Source organism: Serinicoccus sp. JS2-9 (assembly GCF_059025165.1).
Window position 1 is genome coordinate 3,232,269 of record NZ_CM180091.1, and the last position, 18,940, is coordinate 3,251,208.

Genomic DNA, 18,940 nt, shown 5'->3' on the forward strand with positions numbered 1-18,940 from the left:
TGAGGCGCTCAGCGCTGGGGGCGCGTCACGACCGTGACGCTCGTGATGCGCGTGAGGATCTGCGCGCGGAGCTGGTCCGGGGCGCTCTGTCGGGTGCAGGCACGCCGGACGAGGGCCTTGAGCAACAGGTCGCGGTCGTACTCCGCCAGGCAGGAGCCGCACTCGTCGAGGTGCGCCTGGATCCGGGCACGGTCCGGGGGGTTCGTCTCGTTGTCGACGAACTCGAAGAGCCGCAGGACGACGTCGGCGCAGTCGACGGCCTCGGGACGCTGATCCTCACCCGGGGCCCCGCTGGTGGGGTGGTCGTGCCGCTCGGTCATGACGATCCCTCCCCCTGCTTGACGATGCCGCGCTCGACGGCGTAGTCGTTGAGCAACTCGCGCAGCTGCTTGCGTCCCCGGTGCAGACGCGACATCACGGTCCCGATCGGGGTCTCCATGATCTCGGCGATCTCCTTGTAGGCGAAGCCTTCGACGTCGGCGAGGTAGACCGCCATGCGGAAGTCCTCGCCGATGCTCGCCAGTGCCCGGGTCACGTCGCTGTCCGGGAGGTGGTCCAGCGCCTCGGCCTCGGCCGAGCGCAGCCCGGTCGAGCTGTGGGAGGCCGCCCGGGCCAGCTGGTAGTCCTCCACCTCTGCGGAGTCCGACTCAAGCGGCTGACGCTGCTTCTTGCGGTAGCTGTTGATGTAGGTGTTCGTGAGGATGCGGTACATCCAGGCCCGCAGGTTGGTGCCGGGGCGGTACTGGTGGAAGGCCGCGAAGGCCTTCGCGTAGGTCTCCTGGACCAGGTCCTCGGCATCGGTCGGGTTGCGGGTCGTGCGCAGGGCCGCGCTGTACATCTGGTCCAGCAGCGGCATGGCCTCGCGCTCGAAGCGCGCTGCGCGCTCCTCCGGCGACTCGCTCGCCACGTCGACGTTGGCGTCGTCGACGGCATCGGCAGCGGCCTCGTCGACGATCGGCTGATCGGTAGTCATCGTCGTCCAGCGTAGCCCGTCGCCCGTGAGGGCGAAGGCCCCGGCGCGTTCGCCCGGAGCCAGGATGGCGGTCAGCACGGGGGTTGCCTCCTCGGTGCAGCGGTGTGGGACGTCGTCGTCAACGCCGGGGCCGGGCGCGGACATTCCCCACCCGGCCTGCGCCGACGTGGCGCCGCCGGATGGGACCATGGTGCGGTGACCCCGACATCCCGATCGCCGCAGCTGCGCCCGTTGACGCAGCCGGCCAAGCTGCAGAACGTCCTCTACGAGATCCGTGGGCCGGTCGCCGCACGGGCTGCAGCGCTGGAGGCCGAGGGGCATCGGATCCTCAAGCTCAACATCGGCAACCCGGCGCCCTTCGGCTTCGAGGCGCCCGACATCATCGTGCAGGACATGATCGCGGCCCTGCCGCACGCGCAGGGCTACTCGGAGTCCAAGGGCATCCTGCCGGCGCGCCGCGCGGTGGTCTCCCGCTACCAGGACGAGCCCGGGTTCCCGGATCTGGACGTCGACAGCGTCTATCTCGGCAACGGGGTGAGCGAGCTCATCATGCTCAGCCTGCAGGCCCTGCTGGACCCGGGCGACGAGGTGCTCGTGCCGGCACCGGACTACCCCCTGTGGACCGCCGCGACCACCCTGGGTGGAGGGGTGCCCCGGCACTACCTGTGCGACGAGTCCGACGGCTGGAACCCCTCGATCGAGGACATCCGCGCCAAGATCACCCCACGCACCAAGGCGATCGTCGTCATCAACCCCAACAACCCGACCGGCGCCGTCTACTCGCGGGAGGTGCTCGAGCAGATCGTGGAGCTGGCGCGGGAGCACTCGTTGCTGCTGCTCGCCGACGAGATCTACGACCGGATCGTCTTCGACGGCGCGACGCACGTCTCCCTCGCCTCGTTGGCCCCGGACCTGCTCTGCTTCACCTTCAACGGCCTGTCCAAGACCTACCGGGTCGCGGGCTACCGGGCCGGCTGGATGGCGATCACCGGCCCCACGAGCCACGCCAAGGGCTTCCTGGAGGGCGTGGAGCTGCTGGCCTCCACCCGCCTGTGCCCCAACGTGCCGGCCCAGCACGCCATCCAGGTGGCGGTCTCCGGGCACCAGAGCATCGAGGACCTCATCCGCCCCGGCGGTCGGATCGCCGAGCAGCGCGACATCGCCGTCTCGATGCTGGACGCCATGGACGGTGTCAGCTGCGTCACCCCCCGCGGCGCGCTCTACGTCTTCCCCCGGCTGGACCCCGAGGTGCACGAGATCCATGACGACGTGCAGCTGTGCCTCGACCTGCTCGAGCAGGAGAAGATCCTCGTCGTGCACGGCACCGGCTTCAACTGGCCGGCGCCCGACCACCTCCGGGTGGTGACGCTGCCATGGGGCACCGACCTGCGGGCCGCCCTGGAGCGGATGGGCAACTTCCTCGCGAGCTACCGGCAGTGAGCGGACCTCGCTGATGTGCGGGAGGTATGCCGCGAGCGCGCACCCCGACGAGCTCATCGAGGCCTACGACGTGGAGCTCGACGCCACGGACGAGCGCAGCGCCAGCGTGCTCAAGAACCCGCAGCAGCCGCCGCCCGGGGAGCCGGACTACAACATGGCGCCCAGCAAGCAGGCCCCGGTCGTGCTGACCCGGGCACCCCGGCAGCAGGGCTCGCGCACGGACACCCACGACGGCGAGCCCGCTGCGGCCCGCCAGCTGCGGTTGCTCACCTGGGGCCTCGTGCCCTCGTGGGCCAAGGACCCCTCCATCGGGGCCCGCATGATCAACGCCCGCGCGGAGACTATGCTCGACAAGCCGGCCTTCGCCCGGCCGGCGACGGTGCGGCGCTGCCTGGTGCCGATCAGCGGGTGGTACGAGTGGCAGGTGAGCCCGGTCGCCACGGATGCCAAGGGCAAGCCCCGCAAGCAGCCCTTCTACGTCAGCCGCGCCGACGACACCCCGCTCGCGCTGGGCGGCCTCTACGAGTTCTGGAAGAACGCGGACGCACCCGCCGAGGACCCGCTGTCCTGGGTCGTGTCGTTCACCGTCGTGACGACCGCCGCCGAGCCCGGACTGGACCGCATCCACGACCGGCAGCCGCTCGCCCTGGAGCCGGAGCAGTGGGCCGACTGGCTGGACCCCGCCGTCACCGACCCGGACGACGTGCGTGACCTGGTGCGGGCCGCGCACGTGCCCGGTCGCTTCCAGGCCTGGGCGGTGGGCCGCGCGGTCGGCAGCTCGCGCAGCTCGGGGCCGGAGCTGGTGGAGCCGGTCCCGCGGGACGAACTCGTCGGCGCGGTCGACCCGGCGACCGGTGAGGTGCTCGGGTCGTGACCGACGAGGTGGCGGCGCACCTCGACCTCCCCCGCCTTGAGGTGCCGACCTCGCTCGGGCCGGCCCAGGTGCGGGTGGTGCGGCCCCGGCCGGCGGATGGCGCGGTGGCCGGCGGGACCCTCCTGCTCGGCCACGGCGCCGGGGGCGCGCGCGACGCCGCCGACGTGCGCGCGCTGACCACGCTGCATACCGAAGGATGGACGGTGGTCCTCGTTGACCAGCCTTGGCGGGTCGCGGGGCGCAAGATCGCCACCCCACCACCGACGCTGGACCGGGCGTGGTTGGAGCTGGTCGCCGAGCTCAGCAGCGGGGACGCGGCGCCCGACGGCAACCCCCTTCCGCGGCCCTGGGTCTACGGCGGGCGCAGCGCCGGGGCGCGCGTGGCGTGCCGGACGAGCGTCACCTCCGCGGGTGCCCCGGTGCCCGGCGTCGCGGGTGTGCTGTGCCTCGCCTTCCCGCTCCACCCGCCCGGGCGACCCGAACGCAGCCGGCTCGAGGAGCTCGCGGGTCCGCCGGCGGCCGGTCTGCCCACGGTCGTGATCGCCGGCACCCGGGACCCGATGGGCACAGCGCAGGAGATCGTCGAGGCCTTCGACGACCGGCCGGCCCCGCTTGTGCACGCCGTGCCCGGCACCCACTCCCCCACGCGCGACCTCGACCGGGTGCGGCAGCTCGCCGCCACCTTCCTCGCCGGGATCCGCACCCAGCTCGCGTAGCGGGGCCGCGCGCTAGGTTGGATCATCGGCCGTCCACGCCGACCAGACCGCCCGAGCAGCAGTAGGAGCCCGACCCGATGACCGACGCGCCGACCTGGGCCGCCCCCACCTCGACCGGCCCGATCGACGCGCGGGTGCGGGTCCCGGGCAGCAAGTCGCTCACCAACCGCTGGCTCGTGCTCGCGCTCCTGGCGCAGGGCAGCAGCACCCTCGCGCACCCGCTGCGGTCCCGCGACAGCGACCGAATGGTCGCGGCGCTGCGCGCGCTCGGCGCCGAGGTGGACAACGCCGACGACGCCCGGTGGACGGTCCGACCACCCCAGGACGGCCTGCGCGGCGGCGTGGACATCGACTGCGGGCAGGCCGGCACCGTGATGCGGTTCGTGCCGCCCCTGGCCGCGCTGGCCGACGGCCCGGTGCGCTTCGACGGACACCACTCGGCGCGCAGCCGCCCGGTGGGGCCGGTCCTCGACGGGCTGCGCGCGCTCGGGGCGGAGGTCAAGGAGGAGGGCCACGGCACGCTGCCCTTCGTCGTAGCGAAGGGCGTGGCGAAGGAGCGCTCTCCGGTCGTGCGGATCGACGCCTCGGCCAGCTCGCAGTTCGTGTCCGCGCTGCTCCTGGCGGGCACGGCATACCCCCACGGCCTGCGGCTCGTGCACACCGGCGCGATGCTGCCCAGCCTGCCCCACATCGAGATGACGCTCGACGTGCTCGCCACGGTGGGGGTCGAGGTGGAGCGGACCAGCCCCACGAGCTGGCTCGTCCACCCGGGCCCGGTGCGGGCGATCGACGTCACCGTCGAGCCCGACCTCTCCTCCGCGGCGCCCTTCCTCGCCCTCGCGGCGGCCACGGGGGGCCGCGTCGTGGTCGCGGACTGGCCGGAGCGGACCACCCAGCCCGGCGACCGGATGCGGGACGTGCTGACGGCCATGGGCGCGGTGACCGAGCTCACCGCAGCGGGTCTGGTCGCCCGGGGAGCCCCCGAGGGTCGGCTCGAGGGGGTGGACCTCGACCTCTCGGAGGTCGGCGAGCTCACCCCCGTCGTCGCCGCGCTGGGTGCCCTCGCCCGGACCCCGAGCCGGCTGCGCGGCATCGGCCACCTGCGGGGCCACGAGACCGACCGGCTCGCCGCGCTGGTCACCGAGCTCACCCGGCTGGGGACCACCGCGCGGGAGACGTCCGACGGGCTGGAGATCGAGCCGGCACCCCTCACGGGAGCGCGGCTGCGGACCTACCACGACCACCGGATGGCGATGGCCGCGGCGGTGCTCGGCGCGGTGGTGCCCGGGGTGGAGGTCGAGGACGTCGCGACCGCCGACAAGACCTTCCCGGGCTTCGACCGGGCCTGGGAGCAGGCGGTGGCCACCGGCATACCGTCCGGTGGCGGGCCGGAGGACGCCCCGGAACCCGGTCCGGGCTCACCCGGGGAGCAGCAGTGACCGGGCGCTACGACCACCTGGACGAATCCGACGTCCGGGTGCGCCCCTCCCGCAAGGGCTCGCGGCCCCGCACCAAGGAGCGCCCCGCACACGAGGACGCCGTCCTCGGCATGGTGACCACGGTGGACCGCGGCCGCTACACGACGCGGGTCGAGGACCGCACCGTCGTGGCCATGCGGGCACGGGAGCTCGGCCGCAGCCAGATCGTCGTCGGGGACCGGGTGGCGATGGTCGGCGACACCTCGGGCACGCCCGACACGCTGGCCCGGATCGTCCGCGTCGAGGAGCGTGACACGGTGCTGCGGCGCAGTGCCGACGACAGCGACACCGTGGAGCGCGTCATCGTCGCCAACGCCGACCAGCTCGTCATCGTCACCGCGCTCGCCGACCCCGAGCCGCGCGAGCGGATGGTCGACCGGTGCCTGGTAGCCGCCTACGACGCGGGCCTGGACCCGTTGCTCGTGCTCACCAAGGCCGACCTGGCCCCCGCCGACGCCTTCCTGCGCCACTACACCGCCCTTGACGTGCCCTCCGTCGTCACCCGCAGCCTGCAGGTCGATCAGGGCGATCGGGCCAGTCGGACCGACGACGGTCAGGCCGACCTGTGCCTGGCGCAGGAGGCGGTCGCCGCCGTCCGGGCCCAGCTCGAGGGCCGCACCAGCGTCCTCGTCGGTCACTCGGGCGTCGGCAAGTCCACCCTGGTCAACGCCTTGGTCCCGGACGCCTCCCGGGCCGTGGGTGAGGTCAACGCCGTGACCGGACGGGGACGTCATACCTCGACCTCGGCGATCGCCCTGGAGCTGCCCGAGGGCGGCTGGGTGGTCGACACCCCGGGCGTCCGCTCCTTCGGGCTGGGGCACGTCGACCCGCAGACCTTCGTCGAGCACTTCGACGACCTGGTGCCCGGCACCGTGGACTGTCCCCGCGGCTGCAGCCACGACGAACCCGACTGCGCCCTCGACGACTATGTCTCCGCCGGCCACGCGGGCAGCGCCGGCCCGGCGCGGCTGGAGTCGCTGCGCCGGCTGCTGCGCAGCCGCACCGGCGAGGAGCACGGCTGAGCGCGACCCAGCGGCTACCGTGAGGGCGTGCCTGGATACGACGACGACCTGCGTCTCGCCCATGTCCTCGCGGACGCGGTCGAGCGCACCTCGCTGGATCTCTTCGGCTCCCACGAGGAGGTGGGGATCGCGGCCGACGGGTCGTTGACGACCCCCGCCGCGACCCGGCTGGAAGAACTGCTGCGACACCAGCTGCAGCGGACCCGCCCCCGCGACCGGGTCGAGGGCCGGACCATGGAGACCACCGGGCACGGCGACCGGCGCTGGGTCCTGGACCCGCTGGACGGCTCGGCCAACTACGTGCGCGGGGTGCCGGTGTGGGCCACCCTCATCGCGCTCGTCGTCGAGGACGAGCCGGTCCTCGGTCTCGTCGCCGCCCCCATGCTGTCGCGCCGGTGGTGGGCAGGCGTGGGCGCCGGCGCCTGGACCGGCCGCACCCTCGCGCGGGCGCGGACGATCCGGGTGTCGCAGACCTCCGTGATCGAGCACGCGTCGCTCTCCGCCGACGACGTCGCGGCCTGGGTGCATGGTCCGCACGGCTCAGGGTTCTCCACCCTCACCGATCGGGTATGGCGCACGCGCGCCTACGGTGACTTCTGGAGCCATACGTTGGTCGCGGAGGGGGCGGTGGACCTCGGGCTGTCGGCCTGGGCCGACTCGATCCAGCTGGCGACCCTCGGGCCGCTGCTCCGGGAGGCCGGCGGGCGGCTGACTGACCCGACCGGTGCCCCGGCCCCACTCGGCCTGGGCGCGATGGCCGCCGCCCCCGGCGGCGAGCACGCCGTAGCGGCCGCCGAGGGGCCGCACGCTCATGCTGCCGCCCAGCACCACGCCCGTCCCTCCGGGGTCGCCCGACACGGCGCCCACCCCGTGGTGTCCTCGAACGGCCGCTTCCACGACGAGCTGCTGCTCATGCTCTCCCCCGGCGACGGCCCCCAGGGCTGACCGGCAGCCTCAGAGCTCACCCCGACCTCCTCAGCTCGGCGCGACCCGCACCGGGCCGAGCCCCAGCCCTTCCAGCCCCTCCCGGTGCTCCGGGTCTCCCACGGCGATCACCGTCCAGCCTGGTCCGTCGCGCACGTCGTCCCACGCGGCGGCAGCGCGCTCTGGCGTCAGCTCGCGCAGTTCCTCGATCGTCCGCGTCACCGTCGCCGGCACCAGCCCGTCGCTGATGAGCGAGACGATCTCGTCGGCAACGGTGTCAGCGGTCAGGTAGCGCGCGGGGGCAGTCATGGCCGCGAAGTCCGCCGCCTCCCGGACCTCGCGCTCGGTGAGATCCGACCCGGGGGTGTCGAGGATGCGCAGCATCTCGACGAGCGCCGGCACCGTCGCGTCACTGCGCACCGATCCGCCGGCCATGCACTGGCCACCGACCGCCCGGGGGCGGAAGCCGAGCCGCACGCCGTAGGTGTAGCCCCGCTCCTCCCGCAGCACACGATCGAGCCGGGCGTGCGGCGACCCGCCCAGCAGCAGCGCCAGCGCCTGGTAGGTCCCCCACCCGTGCGAGGTGCGCCGGTCCGGGCCAGGGCGTCCGAGGGACAGCTCGGTCTGGGCGAGCCCAGGGCGCGGCACCAGCACGATGCCGGCGGCCTCCTCGGCACGGCGCGCCGGCCCGGGTGGTTCGGGCGGCTGCCCGCTCCCCTCCCACGAGCCGAGCGAGGCGCGCACCAGACCCTCCGGATCGGACACGGCGGAGAGGTCGCCCGCGAGCACCACCGTCCCGCCCGCAGGTCCGAGCGCCTGATGCCGGGTATGCAGCAGCTCCGGCGTGAGCCTCGCCACCGTCTCCTGCGTGCCACCGAGCGGCAGGTGCGGCCGGTCGCGCTCGTCGAAGTAGGTGCGCAGGAACTCCCAGGACGCCCGGGCTCCCGGATCGGCCAGGTCGTGCGCGATGTCGGTGATCCGGTGCCGGACCAGCCGGGCGATCTCCGCCTCGGGGAAGGCCGGCTCACGCAGGCACTCGGCCACCACATCCAGGGCCACGCCCAGGTGCCGCCCGGTGACCTCGGCCCCGAGGTGCACCCCACGCTCCCCCGCGCCGGCACCGAGCGCGATCCCGTGCCGTTCGGTGAGCTCGGCCAGCTCGTCCGCGGTATGCGACGTGGTGCCCTCGTCGAGGCACCGCATCATGAGCAGCGAGGAGCCCTCGGTGCCCGGTACCTCGTGCGAGGCAGGCGCCCGCAGGGCGACGCGCAGGGAGAGCACGTGCTGCCCCGGCAGGTCCACCAGCAGCAGGCGCAGACCGTTCGGCAGCACTGTCGAGAGCGGCTCCGGGAAGGCCCACGGGGGCGGCGGCCCCACGGGTGGGCGTTCCCGCACACGGGAGGGGACTGCGACGTGGCGCCTCACGCACCCACCTCCTGGTCGAGCGAGCGGTAGCAGAGCGTGGCGAGCACCTCGGGCACCAGCCACCGCGCGGCCGCATCTCGGACCTGCTCTGCCGTCACGGCCAGGACCTCGTCCAGATGGCGGTTCACCTGCTCCGGGTCGTCGTAGAAGACCGCGGCCCGGCTCAGCAGGTCGGCGCGCTCGTCATACCCGGCCATCGCCTCGAGCCAGGATCGCTCGGTGTCGGCGCGCGACGCCTCCAGCTCGGCGGGCCGGGGACCCTCGCGCGCGAACTCGCGCAGGATCTCGTGCACCTGAGCCTCCACCCGGGCGACGTCGACCCCTTCGCTGACGTCCAGCATGAGCAGGCCGATGGAGGTGCCGTCACGGAGTCCGAGAGCCGCCGCCGAGCACCCGCTCACCGTCTCGGCGCCACGCAGCAGTTGCTGCTGCAGGCGCGAGATGCTCAGCGAGCCGAGGGCGTCCAGCGCGAGCGCGCAGGCGACAAACTCCGGATCGGTCGCCGCCGGGAGCCGCGCCGCGAGGTAGAGGCGCTCGGACGGCACCTCCTCGGTGAGCTCCCGCCGCAGCGGGGCCGGCAGCGGGCCGAGCGGCTCTTCGAGGGGTGGCCGACTCCGGGTGCCGTCCTCCAGGTGGCCGAGGTATCGCTCGGCGAGGGCGAACCCGTCGGTCGGCGCGACGTCGCCGACGAGGGTGAGCACGCTGGTGCGCGGGCCGTAGTGCGCCCGGAAGAAGTCGTGCACGTCGTCCAGGCTGGCGGCCGCGAGGTCCTCCATCGACCCGATGGTGGGGTGCCGGTAGGGATGACCCTCCGGGAAGATCAGCTCGCACACGTGCGCCAGGGCCCGCCCGTAGGGCACGGTGTCGTAGCGCTGGCGCTTCTCCTCGACCACCACGTCGCGCTGGTTGTCGAGGTTCGCCTGCGTGAGCGCCGGGATGAGGTGTCCGTGCCGGTCCGCCTCGAGCCACAGCGCCAGGTCGAGCACCGTGCTGGGGACGGATTCGACGTAGGCCGTGCGGTCGAAGCTGGTCGTCGCGTTGGCCCGACCGCCGTGAGCCATGAGGGCGGACATGTGCTCCCCTTCGGCGACGAGCTCGCTGCCCTGGAACATCAGGTGCTCGAAGAGGTGGGCCAGCCCGGTGCGCCCGGCCTGCTCGTGCCGCGACCCCACCTCGACCCACAGGCTGATCGATACGCTGGGCACGGCGTGGTCCTCACTCACGACCACCCGCAGCCCGTTGGGCAGCGTCCGGCTCTCGATCGGGAAGTCCAGCGGCATAGGAGCCACACCCTACGACGCGGGTCACAGCGAGGTATGCAGCACCGCCCCGTGCATGTCGAAGGGCCCGAACCGTGTGGTCCGGGCCCTTCTGGCGCCTCGGCGCGATGCGTAGCGGGGGCAGGATTTGAACCTGCGACCTCCGGGTTATGAGCCCGGCGAGCTACCGAACTGCTCCACCCCGCGTCGTGGTGTAGCCACCACTTTACGTCATGGTGAAGCGCACACCAAATCCGCATACCCGCAGGTGGGCGAGCCGGAGCGGAGTAAGGCGCCCGGCGCCGCGACGCGATCGATCACGGCTCCTCGGTCTGCCCCGCCTCGTCCTCGCTGCCGGAACCGTCGTCGCCGGACTCCTCGTCGCCGACGCTGACCGAGCCTCCTGAGGGGTCGGCCTCCACGGCGCGGGCGATGGCGTCCTCGAGCCGCTGCTGCGCCTCGCCGTAGGCCTCCCAGTCGCTCTCGGCCAGGGCCGCCTGGCCGTCGTCGTAGGCAGTCTGGATGTCCTCGAGCGCCTGGGCCAGAGCGTCCTCGTCCACCTCGCCCGTGCCACCGGTCTCACCGCCGTCGCCGCCCTCACCTTCCGTCGGCCCCGAGTCGCCGGCATCGCCTGCCGTCGCCCCGGAGTCGCCGCCGAAGAGCTCATCGAGCGCCCCATCGAGCGTGTCGGACCAGGCGAGGTCGTTGCCGAAGGCCACGACCACGACGCGCTGCAGCGGGTAGGCGTTGCCACCCTGGGCCTGCACGTAGACCGGCTCGACGTAGAGCAGGCCGCCACCGACCGGCAGCGTGAGCAGGTTGCCCAGCCGCACCGTGGACTCGTTGCTCCGGTTGAGGTTGAGGAACTGCGACAGCGTCTGGCTGAAGGCATCGGAGTTGGCGTCCGAGGAGTTGATGTCGTTCTGGAACTGCCCGGGGCCACGCACCGTCGTGTCACGGGGGAGCACGAGCATCCGCATCTGACCGAAGTCCTCGCGCCGCTCGCCCGAGGTGCTGCCGGCATCCGCGTCGACCGCGAGATAGCCCGTGAGGTTCTGCCGCTGGTTGCCTCGGGGGATGTAGGTCGTCGTGAGGCTGAAGGTGGGCTCCTCCTGCCCCGGCATCGCCACCGACAGGTAGTGCGGCGGCATGTCCGGCGGAGACTCGCCGCCGACGCTCGGGTCCTCCGAGACGGCCCAGAAGTCCTGACCGGTGAAGAACGACCCGGCGTCCTGGACGTGGTAGCGCGACAGGATCTCCCGCTGCACCTTGAACAGGTCCTCCGGGTAGCGCAAGTGGTCCATCAGCTGCCCGTCGATCTCCGACATCGGCTGGACGGTGTTGTCGAAGGCCGAGGACCAGGCCTGCAGCATCGGGTCTTCCTCGTCCCAGGCGTAGAGCTCCACCGACCCGTCGTAGGCGTCGACGGTGGCCTTGACCGAGTTGCGGATGTAGTTGACCCGGCCGGCCCCGATCGACCGCACGTTGGCGGCGCTGCTCTGGAGCGAGTCGAGGGTGACCTCGCCGAGCTCCTCCATCTGGCTGTAGGGGTAGCGGTCCGTCACGGTGTAGCCGTCGACGATCCACGTCACCCGGCCGTCGACCACCGCCGGGTAGGGGTTGCCGTCGAGCCGGAGCCACGGAGCCACGCGCTCGACCCGCTCGCGCGGCTCACGGTGGTCGAGCATCCGGGACTCGGTGTTGAGGGAGTCCGAGAGCATGATCTCGATCTGCCGGTACTTCACGGCATACGCGGCCCGACGCACGAAGGAGCCCATCGGGACGCCGCCGTCACCCTCGTAGGTGTTGCGCACCTCACCGGTGTCCTGGCCGCTGGCGGGGTAGTCCAGCTCGCGCGGCGAGTCACCTTCCGGAGCCCCCACGATGGAGTAGGTCGGGGACGACTCACCGAAGTAGATCCGGGGCTCGTACTCCCCCAGGCCACCGACCGGCGGGATGTTGCGCTCGTAGAAGATCGGCTCACCCTCCGGCGACCGGCGGTTGCCGTAGCCGGCCACGACACCGAACCCGTGGGTGTAGACCGTGTGGTCGTTGACCCAGTTGCGCTGGCCGTCGGAGATGCCGTCGAGGTTGAGCTCACGCACGGCGATGACCGTGTCCACCGTCTCCCCGTCGATGTCGTAGCTGTCGACGTCGAGCGCCTCGGGGAACTGGTAGTAGTTGCGGACACCCTGCAGCTGGCGGAAGGTCGGCGACACGATCGACGGGTCCACGATGCGGATGCCGGGGATGGTGGCCGCGTCGCTGCGCAGCTGTCCGGGCTCGGCCTCGGTCTCGGCGTCGTAGTCGATCATCTCGGCGTCCTCGAGGCCGTAGGCCTGCAACGTCGAATCGATGGCGCGCTGGATGAAGGGCTGCTCCAACTGCGCCTCCGAGGGCCGGACGCGGAACTGCTGCACGAGCGAGGGGTAGGCCCCGCCGAGCACGAGGGCGACCACGAGCAGACCCACGAGACTGATGATCGGCAACCGCCAGGACCGGGTCCAGATCGTGGCGACGAAGAACGCCGCGCACAGCAGCGCCGCCACCGCCAGGATGCTGCGGGTGGGGAGCAGCGCATTGACGTCGGTATACGTCATACCGGTGATGCGGGCGTGCTCGGTCATCGAGAGGGTGTAGCGCTCGAGCCAGTAGCCGGCGGCGCGCACCACGAGCAGGAGCCCGAGCAGCACGACGAGGTGGATGCGGGCGGCGCCCGTGGTGCGCTCCCCGCGGTTGCTCGCCTGCAGCTGGATGCCGCCGTAGATGTAGTGGGTCAGCAGGGCACCGATGAGGCTCAGCCCCAGCACGAGGGTCGCGAAGGAGACGATCATCTGCCAGAACGGCAGGCTGAAGACGAAGAACCCGATGTCGATGCCGTGGTGCGGGTCCTCCTGGCCGAAGGGCTGCCGGTTGAGGAAGAGCAGCACCGTCTGCCACTGCGCGGCGGCGGCCGTCCCGGCGAAGAGCCCGAGCACCGCGGGCACCGCGACGAAGACCAGCCTGCGGACTGGGTCCAGCGCGCTGCGGTAGCGGTCGAGAGCCGCCTGCTCAGGGGTGGACGGCGCATAGATGGGCCGGTGCCGCCAGCCGAGCCACAGGCCCGACCAGACGATGGCCGCGGTCAGACCCGTCGCGAGGACGAAGAGGCTGGCCTGCGTCACCAGACGGGTCACCAGCACCTGCCGGAAGCCGACCGACTGATACCACAGCAGCTCGGTCCACAGCGTCGCTCCCCATCCGAGGACGGCGACCACGGCGACGACCACCAGCACCGTCGGCAGCAGGCGACCGCGGGGCAGCACGCCGGTCCGGCCGGGACCACCCGGCCCACCGGGACGGCGTCCCGACGGCCCTGGGCGTCCGGAACCACCGGAACCGCCAGCGCCTCCCGATCCCCCGGCGCCCCCTGAGCGGCCCGAGCCCCCGGAGCCGCGGGACCCCCCGGCGTCTGCGTCGCCCCCGGCGCCGGGCGTGGGGCCCTGCGCACCGGGCTCAGGGCCGGTGGGCTCGTCCGGGTCAGGGCCAGGCTCGGGATCGCGCTCGCTCACCCACCCAGCGTAACCGGCGGGCGGGTCCGTGCCGACCGCCGCCCGATGCGACCATGACGGGGTGGCTGTCTCCGACCAGAGTTCCCCGACCTCCCCACCGAGCCCGTTGCTGCGGGCCGCCGTCGACACCGAGCGTCACGTCGCCCGCGGCGGCTGGGACCAACCCCCACGACTCTTCGCTCTCGTGCCGACCCGACTGCTCCGCGAACGCGAGCCCTCCCTCGCCGACCAGCTCACGACGCCGGACGACGACGGCTACACCGCCGTGGAGCAAGAGCGGCTCCCTCCGACGGCCGACCTCGAGTCGATGCTGGGGCGGATCGCCTGGCCGGAGGACGTCGCCGGGGTGGCGCTGTCGGTCGAGCGCATCGTCGTGCCTCCGGAGGCCGAGCGGGGCCTGCCCGAGGACGCGCGGGAGGCGACCGACGCCCTCATGGGCCACCCGGACCGCAAGGACGTCCGGCTGCTGGCCGCGTGTCTGCGCGACGGGTCACGCACCTGCCTGCTGCGCCAGCGGGACCACGACTCCGACGACGCGGTGGCGGTCGGCGACGACCTCGCCCCCGGGCTCACCCACGCCCTCGCCGCGACCCTGGTGGACGACGACTGACGCGAGCGGCATACCCGTGTCGCGACGCGGTCAGCCGGTCTGCTCCGCCTCGTCCTCCAGCACCGCCTGGCAGGTCGGCAGGTCCAGCGCGGCGAGATCCGCGTCGGCGTCGGCCGAGGTGACCGTCCCCACCGCCTCGAGGGCGGCGTCGAAGCTCGCGACCGGCACGACGACCAGGTCGGCCGGGGTGTTGTCGACGACCTCGTCGCAGTTGCTCTGCGGAGCCAGGAACAGCTCGGCGTCGGCCTCGGACGCGGCATACATCTTCTGAGTGATGCCCCCGATCCCACCGACGTCGCCGGAGCCGCTGATGGTGCCCGTCCCCGCGACGGAGCGTCCGCCGGTCAGCGAGCCCTCGGTGATCTCGTCGTAGACGGCCAACGAGAACATCAACCCCGCGCTCGGCCCACCGACGTTGCCCGCGTCGATCGTTACGTCGTAGGGGTTGTCGTAGACCGGCGCGAGATAGACCCCGACGATGGTGCGCCCCGTCGGCTCGTCCGTGGTGGTCGGGACCTCGACCTCGGTCTGCTCCCCCTCACGGAGCAGCAACATCGGCACGCTGTCGCCCGGGTCGACCTCCTGGATCTGGGCACGCACCGCCTCGGCGTCGGTCACCGCCTCCCCGGCGACCTCGAGGATCTCGTCGTCGACGGAGAGCACACCGTCGGCCGGGGCGTCAACGATCACCTGGGCGACCACGACGCGCTCCTCGATCTGCACCCCCTGCGCGCGCAGGGCCACGACGGCGGCGTCGTCCTGGGAGTGCTGCATGAGCTCGGTGTTCTGCTCCCGCACCTGCTCTGCCGTCACGTCCTCGGGGAAGACCTCCTCGCGCGGCACCACGGTGGCGGAGCTGTCGACGCGGGCCCGCAGCCACTGCCAGGCGGTCAGCGGGCTGCCCGGGCCACCCTGCAGCCGGATGGTGGTGAAGTAGAGGTGCCCGTCGGTGTCGTCGTAGGTCGTGAGGTCCTCGTCGATGCTGATCACGTCGGCGCCGTCGATCTCGCCCAACGTGTCGTAGACGGGGCCGGGCACGTAGACGACGCGGTCCACGTGCACGAGGTTGAGGACGGACCCGGTCAGCACGCCCGCGGCGACCACCGCGAGCAGGGCTCCGGCACGCCTGCCGATCCGGGTATGCGGTGGTGCCGGCGGCTCCGCGTCCGAGGGGGCGGGGGCGGGCCGGTCGGAGGGCTCCGTCACAGTCCCACCCACTGGTGCTCACCGGCGTCGAACTCCTGACGCTTCCAGATCGGCACGGTTGCCTTGAGCTCCTCGATGAGATCGCGCCCCGCGGCGAAGGCCTCCGCCCGGTGCTCGGCCGAGACGGCGCACACGACGGCCAGGTCCCCCACGACCAGCGGACCCGTGCGGTGCACGGCATACACGCCGTGCACCTGCTCCGTGGAGGCGATCTGCTCCGCGATGGCGCGGAGCCGGGTCACGGCGTCGGGATGGGCCGAGTAGTCGAGCGTCGTCACGCCCTCGCGACCGTCGTCATGCTCCCGGACGGTGCCGACGAAGACGGTGACCGCTCCCGCACGGGGGTGTCGCACGGCGTCGAGCGCCTCGTCCACGGACAGCGGCCGGTCGCGGATCTCTGCGACGACGGACTGGTGCTCGCTCACCGCGTCATCATGCCCCATACCGGCTGGGAGGCGGCTGGGCGGCCCACCCGGGCAGGGTCGCCCCGCGTCCACCGTCCCCCGGTCAGGCGCGCACCCGCCGGCGGCGCATGAGGGCCGCGGTGGCGATGACCGCGACCGCCGCGCTCGCGGCACCGGCGGCCGCGGCCGAGACGGCGTCCCGCGAGCGCACGCGACGCGCCATGACGGCGTGGTGTCCGCGGATCCCCTCGAGGAGCGCGGACAGGCACGCCGCGTCGTCGTGACGCGGGGTCCACCCGGCTGCCAGCAGACGAGCTGGCTCGCTGACCCAGGGATGCGAGACGTAGGCCAGGTCGGTCGCCGGCACGGGGATCACGCCCAGCCGGTGCAGCCGGTCCGCGGCGGCGTAGGCCGCCCCTTCTGCCACCTCGATCCGCTTCATCCCGGAGAGCTCCTCGACCTGGGCCTGGTCGAGCGCGCCCCCGGCGGAGACCGTGAGCTGGTCGGGGAGGTCGTGGACCGCCACGGTATGCAGTGCCGAGGCGAGGTCGTCGACGTGGCAGAAGGACCATCGGGGTCGGGTGCCCTTGACGGTGAGCAGACGAGGCGCCTCGAAGTGGCGCGTCACCGGGGTGTCGACCCCAGGCCCGACGAGCGCGGACGGCCGCAGCCGGGTGACGCGGAGCCCCGGGTGCAGCGCCGCGACGCGGGTGAACTCCTCCTCCGTCACCACCAGGTCCGCCACCAGCCCCTCCGCCTCGGGGGCGCGGAGATCGGAGTCCTCGGGGAGGGGCACCGGGTTGTCCTCGCGGGCCCCGAAGATCATCGTGCTCGAGACGAGCACCAGGTGGGGGACCCCGGCAGCGGCGGCCGCGGTCACCAGGGTGCGCGCCTCGGTGAGCATCCGCGCCCGGCGCACGGCGGGCTGCTCCGTGAGGCTCGTCTGCAGGTCGTGGTCCCAGGCGAGATGGATCAGGACGTCGACGTCCTCCAGGGCGGTCACGACCGAGGGGTCCGCGAGATCGCACTCCCGCAGGTCCACCACGCGGGCCGATCCCCGCGCGGCGTCCAGACCGACCATCTCGGTGCCAGGGTGCTCGGCCAGCCGGAGCGCCAGGCCCTCGCCGAGCGGCGACGCGGCCCGCGTCAGGCCGAGGACGACGGGTGCGGAACTCACGGGCGCCTCCTGGTGTTGTTGTAGGCAGGACCCCCGGCCTCGGGCTGCGGCGCGGCGTCGCCGTGGTGCGGTCACGAGTGGCAGGCTGGTGGTCGAGCACCTGATCAGGAAGGAACAGTACGTGTCCGATCACGACCCAGCAGAGCGCCCCGACGAGCCGGACCCCCTGGAGGCGATCTTCGGCGGCCCGGTGCCACCGGAGATGCGTCAGGCCCTCGAGTCGATGGGACTGGGCGATCTCGACGCCGACCAGGTCGCGCAGATGCGCTCTCAGATGGAGATGATGATGGGGGGCGGGGGCGGCGCCGACGACGGGCCGGTCAACTCTCAGCTCGCCTACGACGTGGCTCGCCAGGTCGTGGCCCAGGAGGGTGACTCCTCGATCACCGAGTCCACCCGCCGCGACGTGGACCAGGTGGTGCAGGTCGCCACGCTCTGGCTGGACCAGGTCACTGACCTCCCCCGGCCCGACGGGGCCGCTCGGGCGCTCAGCCGGGCGGAGTGGGTCGAGCAGACTCTGCCCCTGTGGACGCGCCTGACCGCGCCTGTGGCTCAGGGGCTGCAGGCGGCGATGACCTCCGCGATGGAGCAGCAGCTGTCCCAGCTCGGCGAGGAGGGCGCTCCCCCGATCCCCGGCCTACCCCCGGGCATGAACCCCGCCGCCATGATGGGCCAGATGGCGCCCATGGTCCGGCGCATGGCGGCCAGCATGTTCGGCGGTCAGGTCGGTCAGGCCGTGGGCACGCTCGCTGGTGACGTGCTCTCCGGCACCGAGGTCGGGTTGCCGATCACCGGGGACGAGTCGGTCGCGATGCTGCCCGCCAACGTCGCGGCCTTCGCTGACGGGCTGGAGGTCGACGGTGGCGAGGTGCACCTCTACCTCGCCGTTCGCGAGGCGGCACGGGTCCGTCTCTTCGCCGCGGTGCCGTGGCTGGGGCCGCAGCTGCTCACGGCGGTGGAGGACTACGCCCGGGACATCCAGATCAACACCGAGGGCATCGAGGAGGCGGTGCGCCAGGTCGATCCGCAGGACGCCGAGGCCCTGCAGAGCGCCCTGGGCGACAGTCTCTTCTCCCCTGAGCCCAGCCCGGCCCAGCAGGCGGCCCTCACCCGACTCGAGACGCTGCTCGCGCTCGTCGAGGGGTGGGTCGACGTGGTCGCGGCCCAGGCCGTGGCCCAGCATCTGCCGCACGCCGAGGCACTGGCCGAAGCGGTTCGTCGGCGCCGCGCCACGGGAGGACCGGCCGAGAAGACCTTCGCCTCGCTCGTCGGCCTGGAGCTGCGCCCGCGCCGGTTGCGGGACGCCGCCAACCTGTGGGCGGCCCTTGAGGCGGAGCACGGCCGGGAGGCGCGCGAGGAGGCCTGGGGCCACCCCGACGTGGCGCCGACCGGCGCCGACTTGGACGACCCCCTGGGCTACGTCCAGCGGCGCGGCTCCCTCGCGCAGACCCTCACCGTGACCGACGAGGAGATCGAGCGCCTGCTCGCGGGCGCCGACCCCTCTGCCGCCGCGGCCGACGGCCCGGCGACGGACGACTCATCGGCCGGCAGCCCCCAGGCGGACGACTCATCGGCCGGCAGCCCCCAGGCGGACGACTCATCGGCCGGCAGCCCCCAGGCGGACGACTCGTCGCCAGGAGGCCCTCCGGACGGAACGCCTCACCAGCCTGGGCAGGACCAATCCGACAGGGACGACGAGGCAGGCCCGACGGCCCAGCCCTGAGCCGCTCCCGACCGCCCGGCCCCACGGTTGACGAGCTGCCCCACGGTCCGCTGCGCGCCCCACGGCTGCACCAGTGGGGCCTCCCGGCAACCGTGGGGGCTCCAGGCACTCGTGGGGCTCCCCCGGCAATCGTGGTTGGCCTGCCCGCCCCACGTCTG

The 18,940-nt window shown here is 73.0% G+C and carries 16 protein-coding genes and 1 tRNA gene; 8 read left to right on the forward strand and 9 right to left on the reverse strand.

Features of this window, described 5'->3' with window-relative positions; translation table 11 throughout:
- Window positions 1-8: 8 nt before the first annotated feature.
- Entirely contained in the window at window positions 9-320 is a 312-nt protein-coding gene (gene rsrA / locus AC5PYY_RS15650) for a mycothiol system anti-sigma-R factor (protein WP_493897705.1), read from the reverse strand.
- On the reverse strand, window positions 317-973 hold the full coding sequence (locus tag AC5PYY_RS15655) for a sigma-70 family RNA polymerase sigma factor (protein ID WP_493899396.1): 657 nt from the start codon (window positions 971-973) through the stop codon (window positions 317-319). The genes rsrA and AC5PYY_RS15655 overlap by 4 nt, the downstream gene beginning before the upstream one ends.
- Before the next feature lie 195 nt (window positions 974-1,168).
- On the opposite strand from AC5PYY_RS15655, the gene AC5PYY_RS15660 reads away from it, so the two are divergent.
- The 6 genes from AC5PYY_RS15660 (at window position 1,169) to AC5PYY_RS15685 (ending at window position 7,448) form a co-directional block, all read left to right on the forward strand.
- The gene (locus AC5PYY_RS15660; protein WP_493897706.1) at window positions 1,169-2,413 is read left to right on the forward strand and encodes a pyridoxal phosphate-dependent aminotransferase; all 1,245 of its coding nucleotides are present in this window, start codon (window positions 1,169-1,171) and stop codon (window positions 2,411-2,413) included.
- A 13-nt stretch (window positions 2,414-2,426) separates the two neighbouring features.
- A complete protein-coding gene (locus AC5PYY_RS15665; protein ID WP_493897707.1) occupies window positions 2,427-3,287 on the forward strand; it encodes an SOS response-associated peptidase in 861 nt (286 codons plus the stop codon).
- Window positions 3,284-4,003, forward strand: coding sequence for an alpha/beta hydrolase family protein (locus AC5PYY_RS15670; protein ID WP_493897708.1), 720 nt, complete (start codon window positions 3,284-3,286; stop codon window positions 4,001-4,003). Before AC5PYY_RS15665 ends, AC5PYY_RS15670 begins: the two co-directional genes overlap by 4 nt.
- A 77-nt stretch (window positions 4,004-4,080) precedes the next feature.
- Window positions 4,081-5,442: a 3-phosphoshikimate 1-carboxyvinyltransferase gene (aroA, locus tag AC5PYY_RS15675; protein WP_493897709.1), complete on the forward strand. Its 1,362-nt coding sequence runs from the start codon at window positions 4,081-4,083 to the stop codon at window positions 5,440-5,442.
- Window positions 5,439-6,503, forward strand: a complete 1,065-nt coding sequence (gene rsgA, locus AC5PYY_RS15680) for a ribosome small subunit-dependent GTPase A (protein ID WP_493897710.1) — start codon at window positions 5,439-5,441, stop codon at window positions 6,501-6,503. The genes aroA and rsgA overlap by 4 nt, the downstream gene beginning before the upstream one ends.
- Window positions 6,504-6,530: 27 nt before the next feature.
- Window positions 6,531-7,448: an inositol monophosphatase family protein gene (locus AC5PYY_RS15685; RefSeq protein ID WP_493897711.1), complete on the forward strand. Its 918-nt coding sequence runs from the start codon at window positions 6,531-6,533 to the stop codon at window positions 7,446-7,448.
- Between the two features lie 30 nt (window positions 7,449-7,478).
- Here AC5PYY_RS15685 and AC5PYY_RS15690 read toward each other — a convergent pair whose 3' ends face one another.
- The 4 genes from AC5PYY_RS15690 to AC5PYY_RS15705 all read right to left on the reverse strand — a co-directional run bounded on the left by AC5PYY_RS15690 (window position 7,479) and on the right by AC5PYY_RS15705 (window position 13,662).
- Window positions 7,479-8,804: a M16 family metallopeptidase gene (locus AC5PYY_RS15690; protein ID WP_493897712.1), complete on the reverse strand. Its 1,326-nt coding sequence runs from the start codon at window positions 8,802-8,804 to the stop codon at window positions 7,479-7,481.
- A 44-nt stretch (window positions 8,805-8,848) separates the two neighbouring features.
- On the reverse strand, window positions 8,849-10,132 hold the full coding sequence (locus tag AC5PYY_RS15695) for a M16 family metallopeptidase (protein ID WP_493897713.1): 1,284 nt from the start codon (window positions 10,130-10,132) through the stop codon (window positions 8,849-8,851).
- A 112-nt stretch (window positions 10,133-10,244) separates the two neighbouring features.
- A tRNA-Met gene (locus AC5PYY_RS15700) sits at window positions 10,245-10,318 on the reverse strand.
- A gap of 110 nt (window positions 10,319-10,428) precedes the next feature.
- Window positions 10,429-13,662: a UPF0182 family membrane protein gene (locus tag AC5PYY_RS15705; RefSeq protein WP_493897714.1), complete on the reverse strand. Its 3,234-nt coding sequence runs from the start codon at window positions 13,660-13,662 to the stop codon at window positions 10,429-10,431.
- Between the two features lie 61 nt (window positions 13,663-13,723).
- Here AC5PYY_RS15705 and AC5PYY_RS15710 point away from each other — a divergent pair, with 61 nt between their 5' ends.
- Window positions 13,724-14,272, forward strand: coding sequence for a PPA1309 family protein (locus AC5PYY_RS15710; RefSeq protein WP_493897715.1), 549 nt, complete (start codon window positions 13,724-13,726; stop codon window positions 14,270-14,272).
- A gap of 30 nt (window positions 14,273-14,302) precedes the next feature.
- Here the strand turns inward: AC5PYY_RS15710 and AC5PYY_RS15715 are convergent, their stop codons facing one another.
- The 3 genes from AC5PYY_RS15715 to AC5PYY_RS15725 form a co-directional block, all read right to left on the reverse strand.
- Window positions 14,303-15,478 carry a YlbL family protein gene (locus AC5PYY_RS15715; protein WP_493897716.1) on the reverse strand — a complete coding sequence of 392 codons (1,176 nt, stop codon included), beginning with the start codon at window positions 15,476-15,478 and terminating at the stop codon, window positions 14,303-14,305.
- On the reverse strand, window positions 15,475-15,903 hold the full coding sequence (locus AC5PYY_RS15720; protein WP_493897717.1) for a molybdenum cofactor biosynthesis protein MoaE: 429 nt from the start codon (window positions 15,901-15,903) through the stop codon (window positions 15,475-15,477). The genes AC5PYY_RS15715 and AC5PYY_RS15720 overlap by 4 nt, the downstream gene beginning before the upstream one ends.
- 82 nt (window positions 15,904-15,985) lie before the next feature.
- Window positions 15,986-17,059, reverse strand: a complete 1,074-nt coding sequence (locus AC5PYY_RS15725) for an NAD-dependent epimerase/dehydratase family protein (protein ID WP_493897718.1) — start codon at window positions 17,057-17,059, stop codon at window positions 15,986-15,988.
- A 121-nt stretch (window positions 17,060-17,180) separates the two neighbouring features.
- On the opposite strand from AC5PYY_RS15725, the gene AC5PYY_RS15730 reads away from it, so the two are divergent.
- Window positions 17,181-18,782, forward strand: a complete 1,602-nt coding sequence (locus AC5PYY_RS15730; protein ID WP_493897719.1) for a zinc-dependent metalloprotease — start codon at window positions 17,181-17,183, stop codon at window positions 18,780-18,782.
- The last annotated feature ends 158 nt before the right edge of the window (window positions 18,783-18,940 follow it).

Bases quoted from the DNA above. Each gene is read 5' to 3' on its own strand.
- rsrA (WP_493897705.1), bottom strand. From the start codon at position 320: ATGACCGAGCGGCACGACCACCCCACCAGCGGGGCCCCGGGTGAGGAT.
- AC5PYY_RS15655 (WP_493899396.1), bottom strand. From the start codon at position 973: ATGACTACCGATCAGCCGATCGTCGACGAGGCCGCTGCCGATGCCGTC.
- AC5PYY_RS15665 (WP_493897707.1), top strand. From the start codon at position 2,427: ATGTGCGGGAGGTATGCCGCGAGCGCGCACCCCGACGAGCTCATCGAG.
- aroA (WP_493897709.1), top strand. From the start codon at position 4,081: ATGACCGACGCGCCGACCTGGGCCGCCCCCACCTCGACCGGCCCGATC.
- AC5PYY_RS15695 (WP_493897713.1), bottom strand. From the start codon at position 10,132: ATGCCGCTGGACTTCCCGATCGAGAGCCGGACGCTGCCCAACGGGCTG.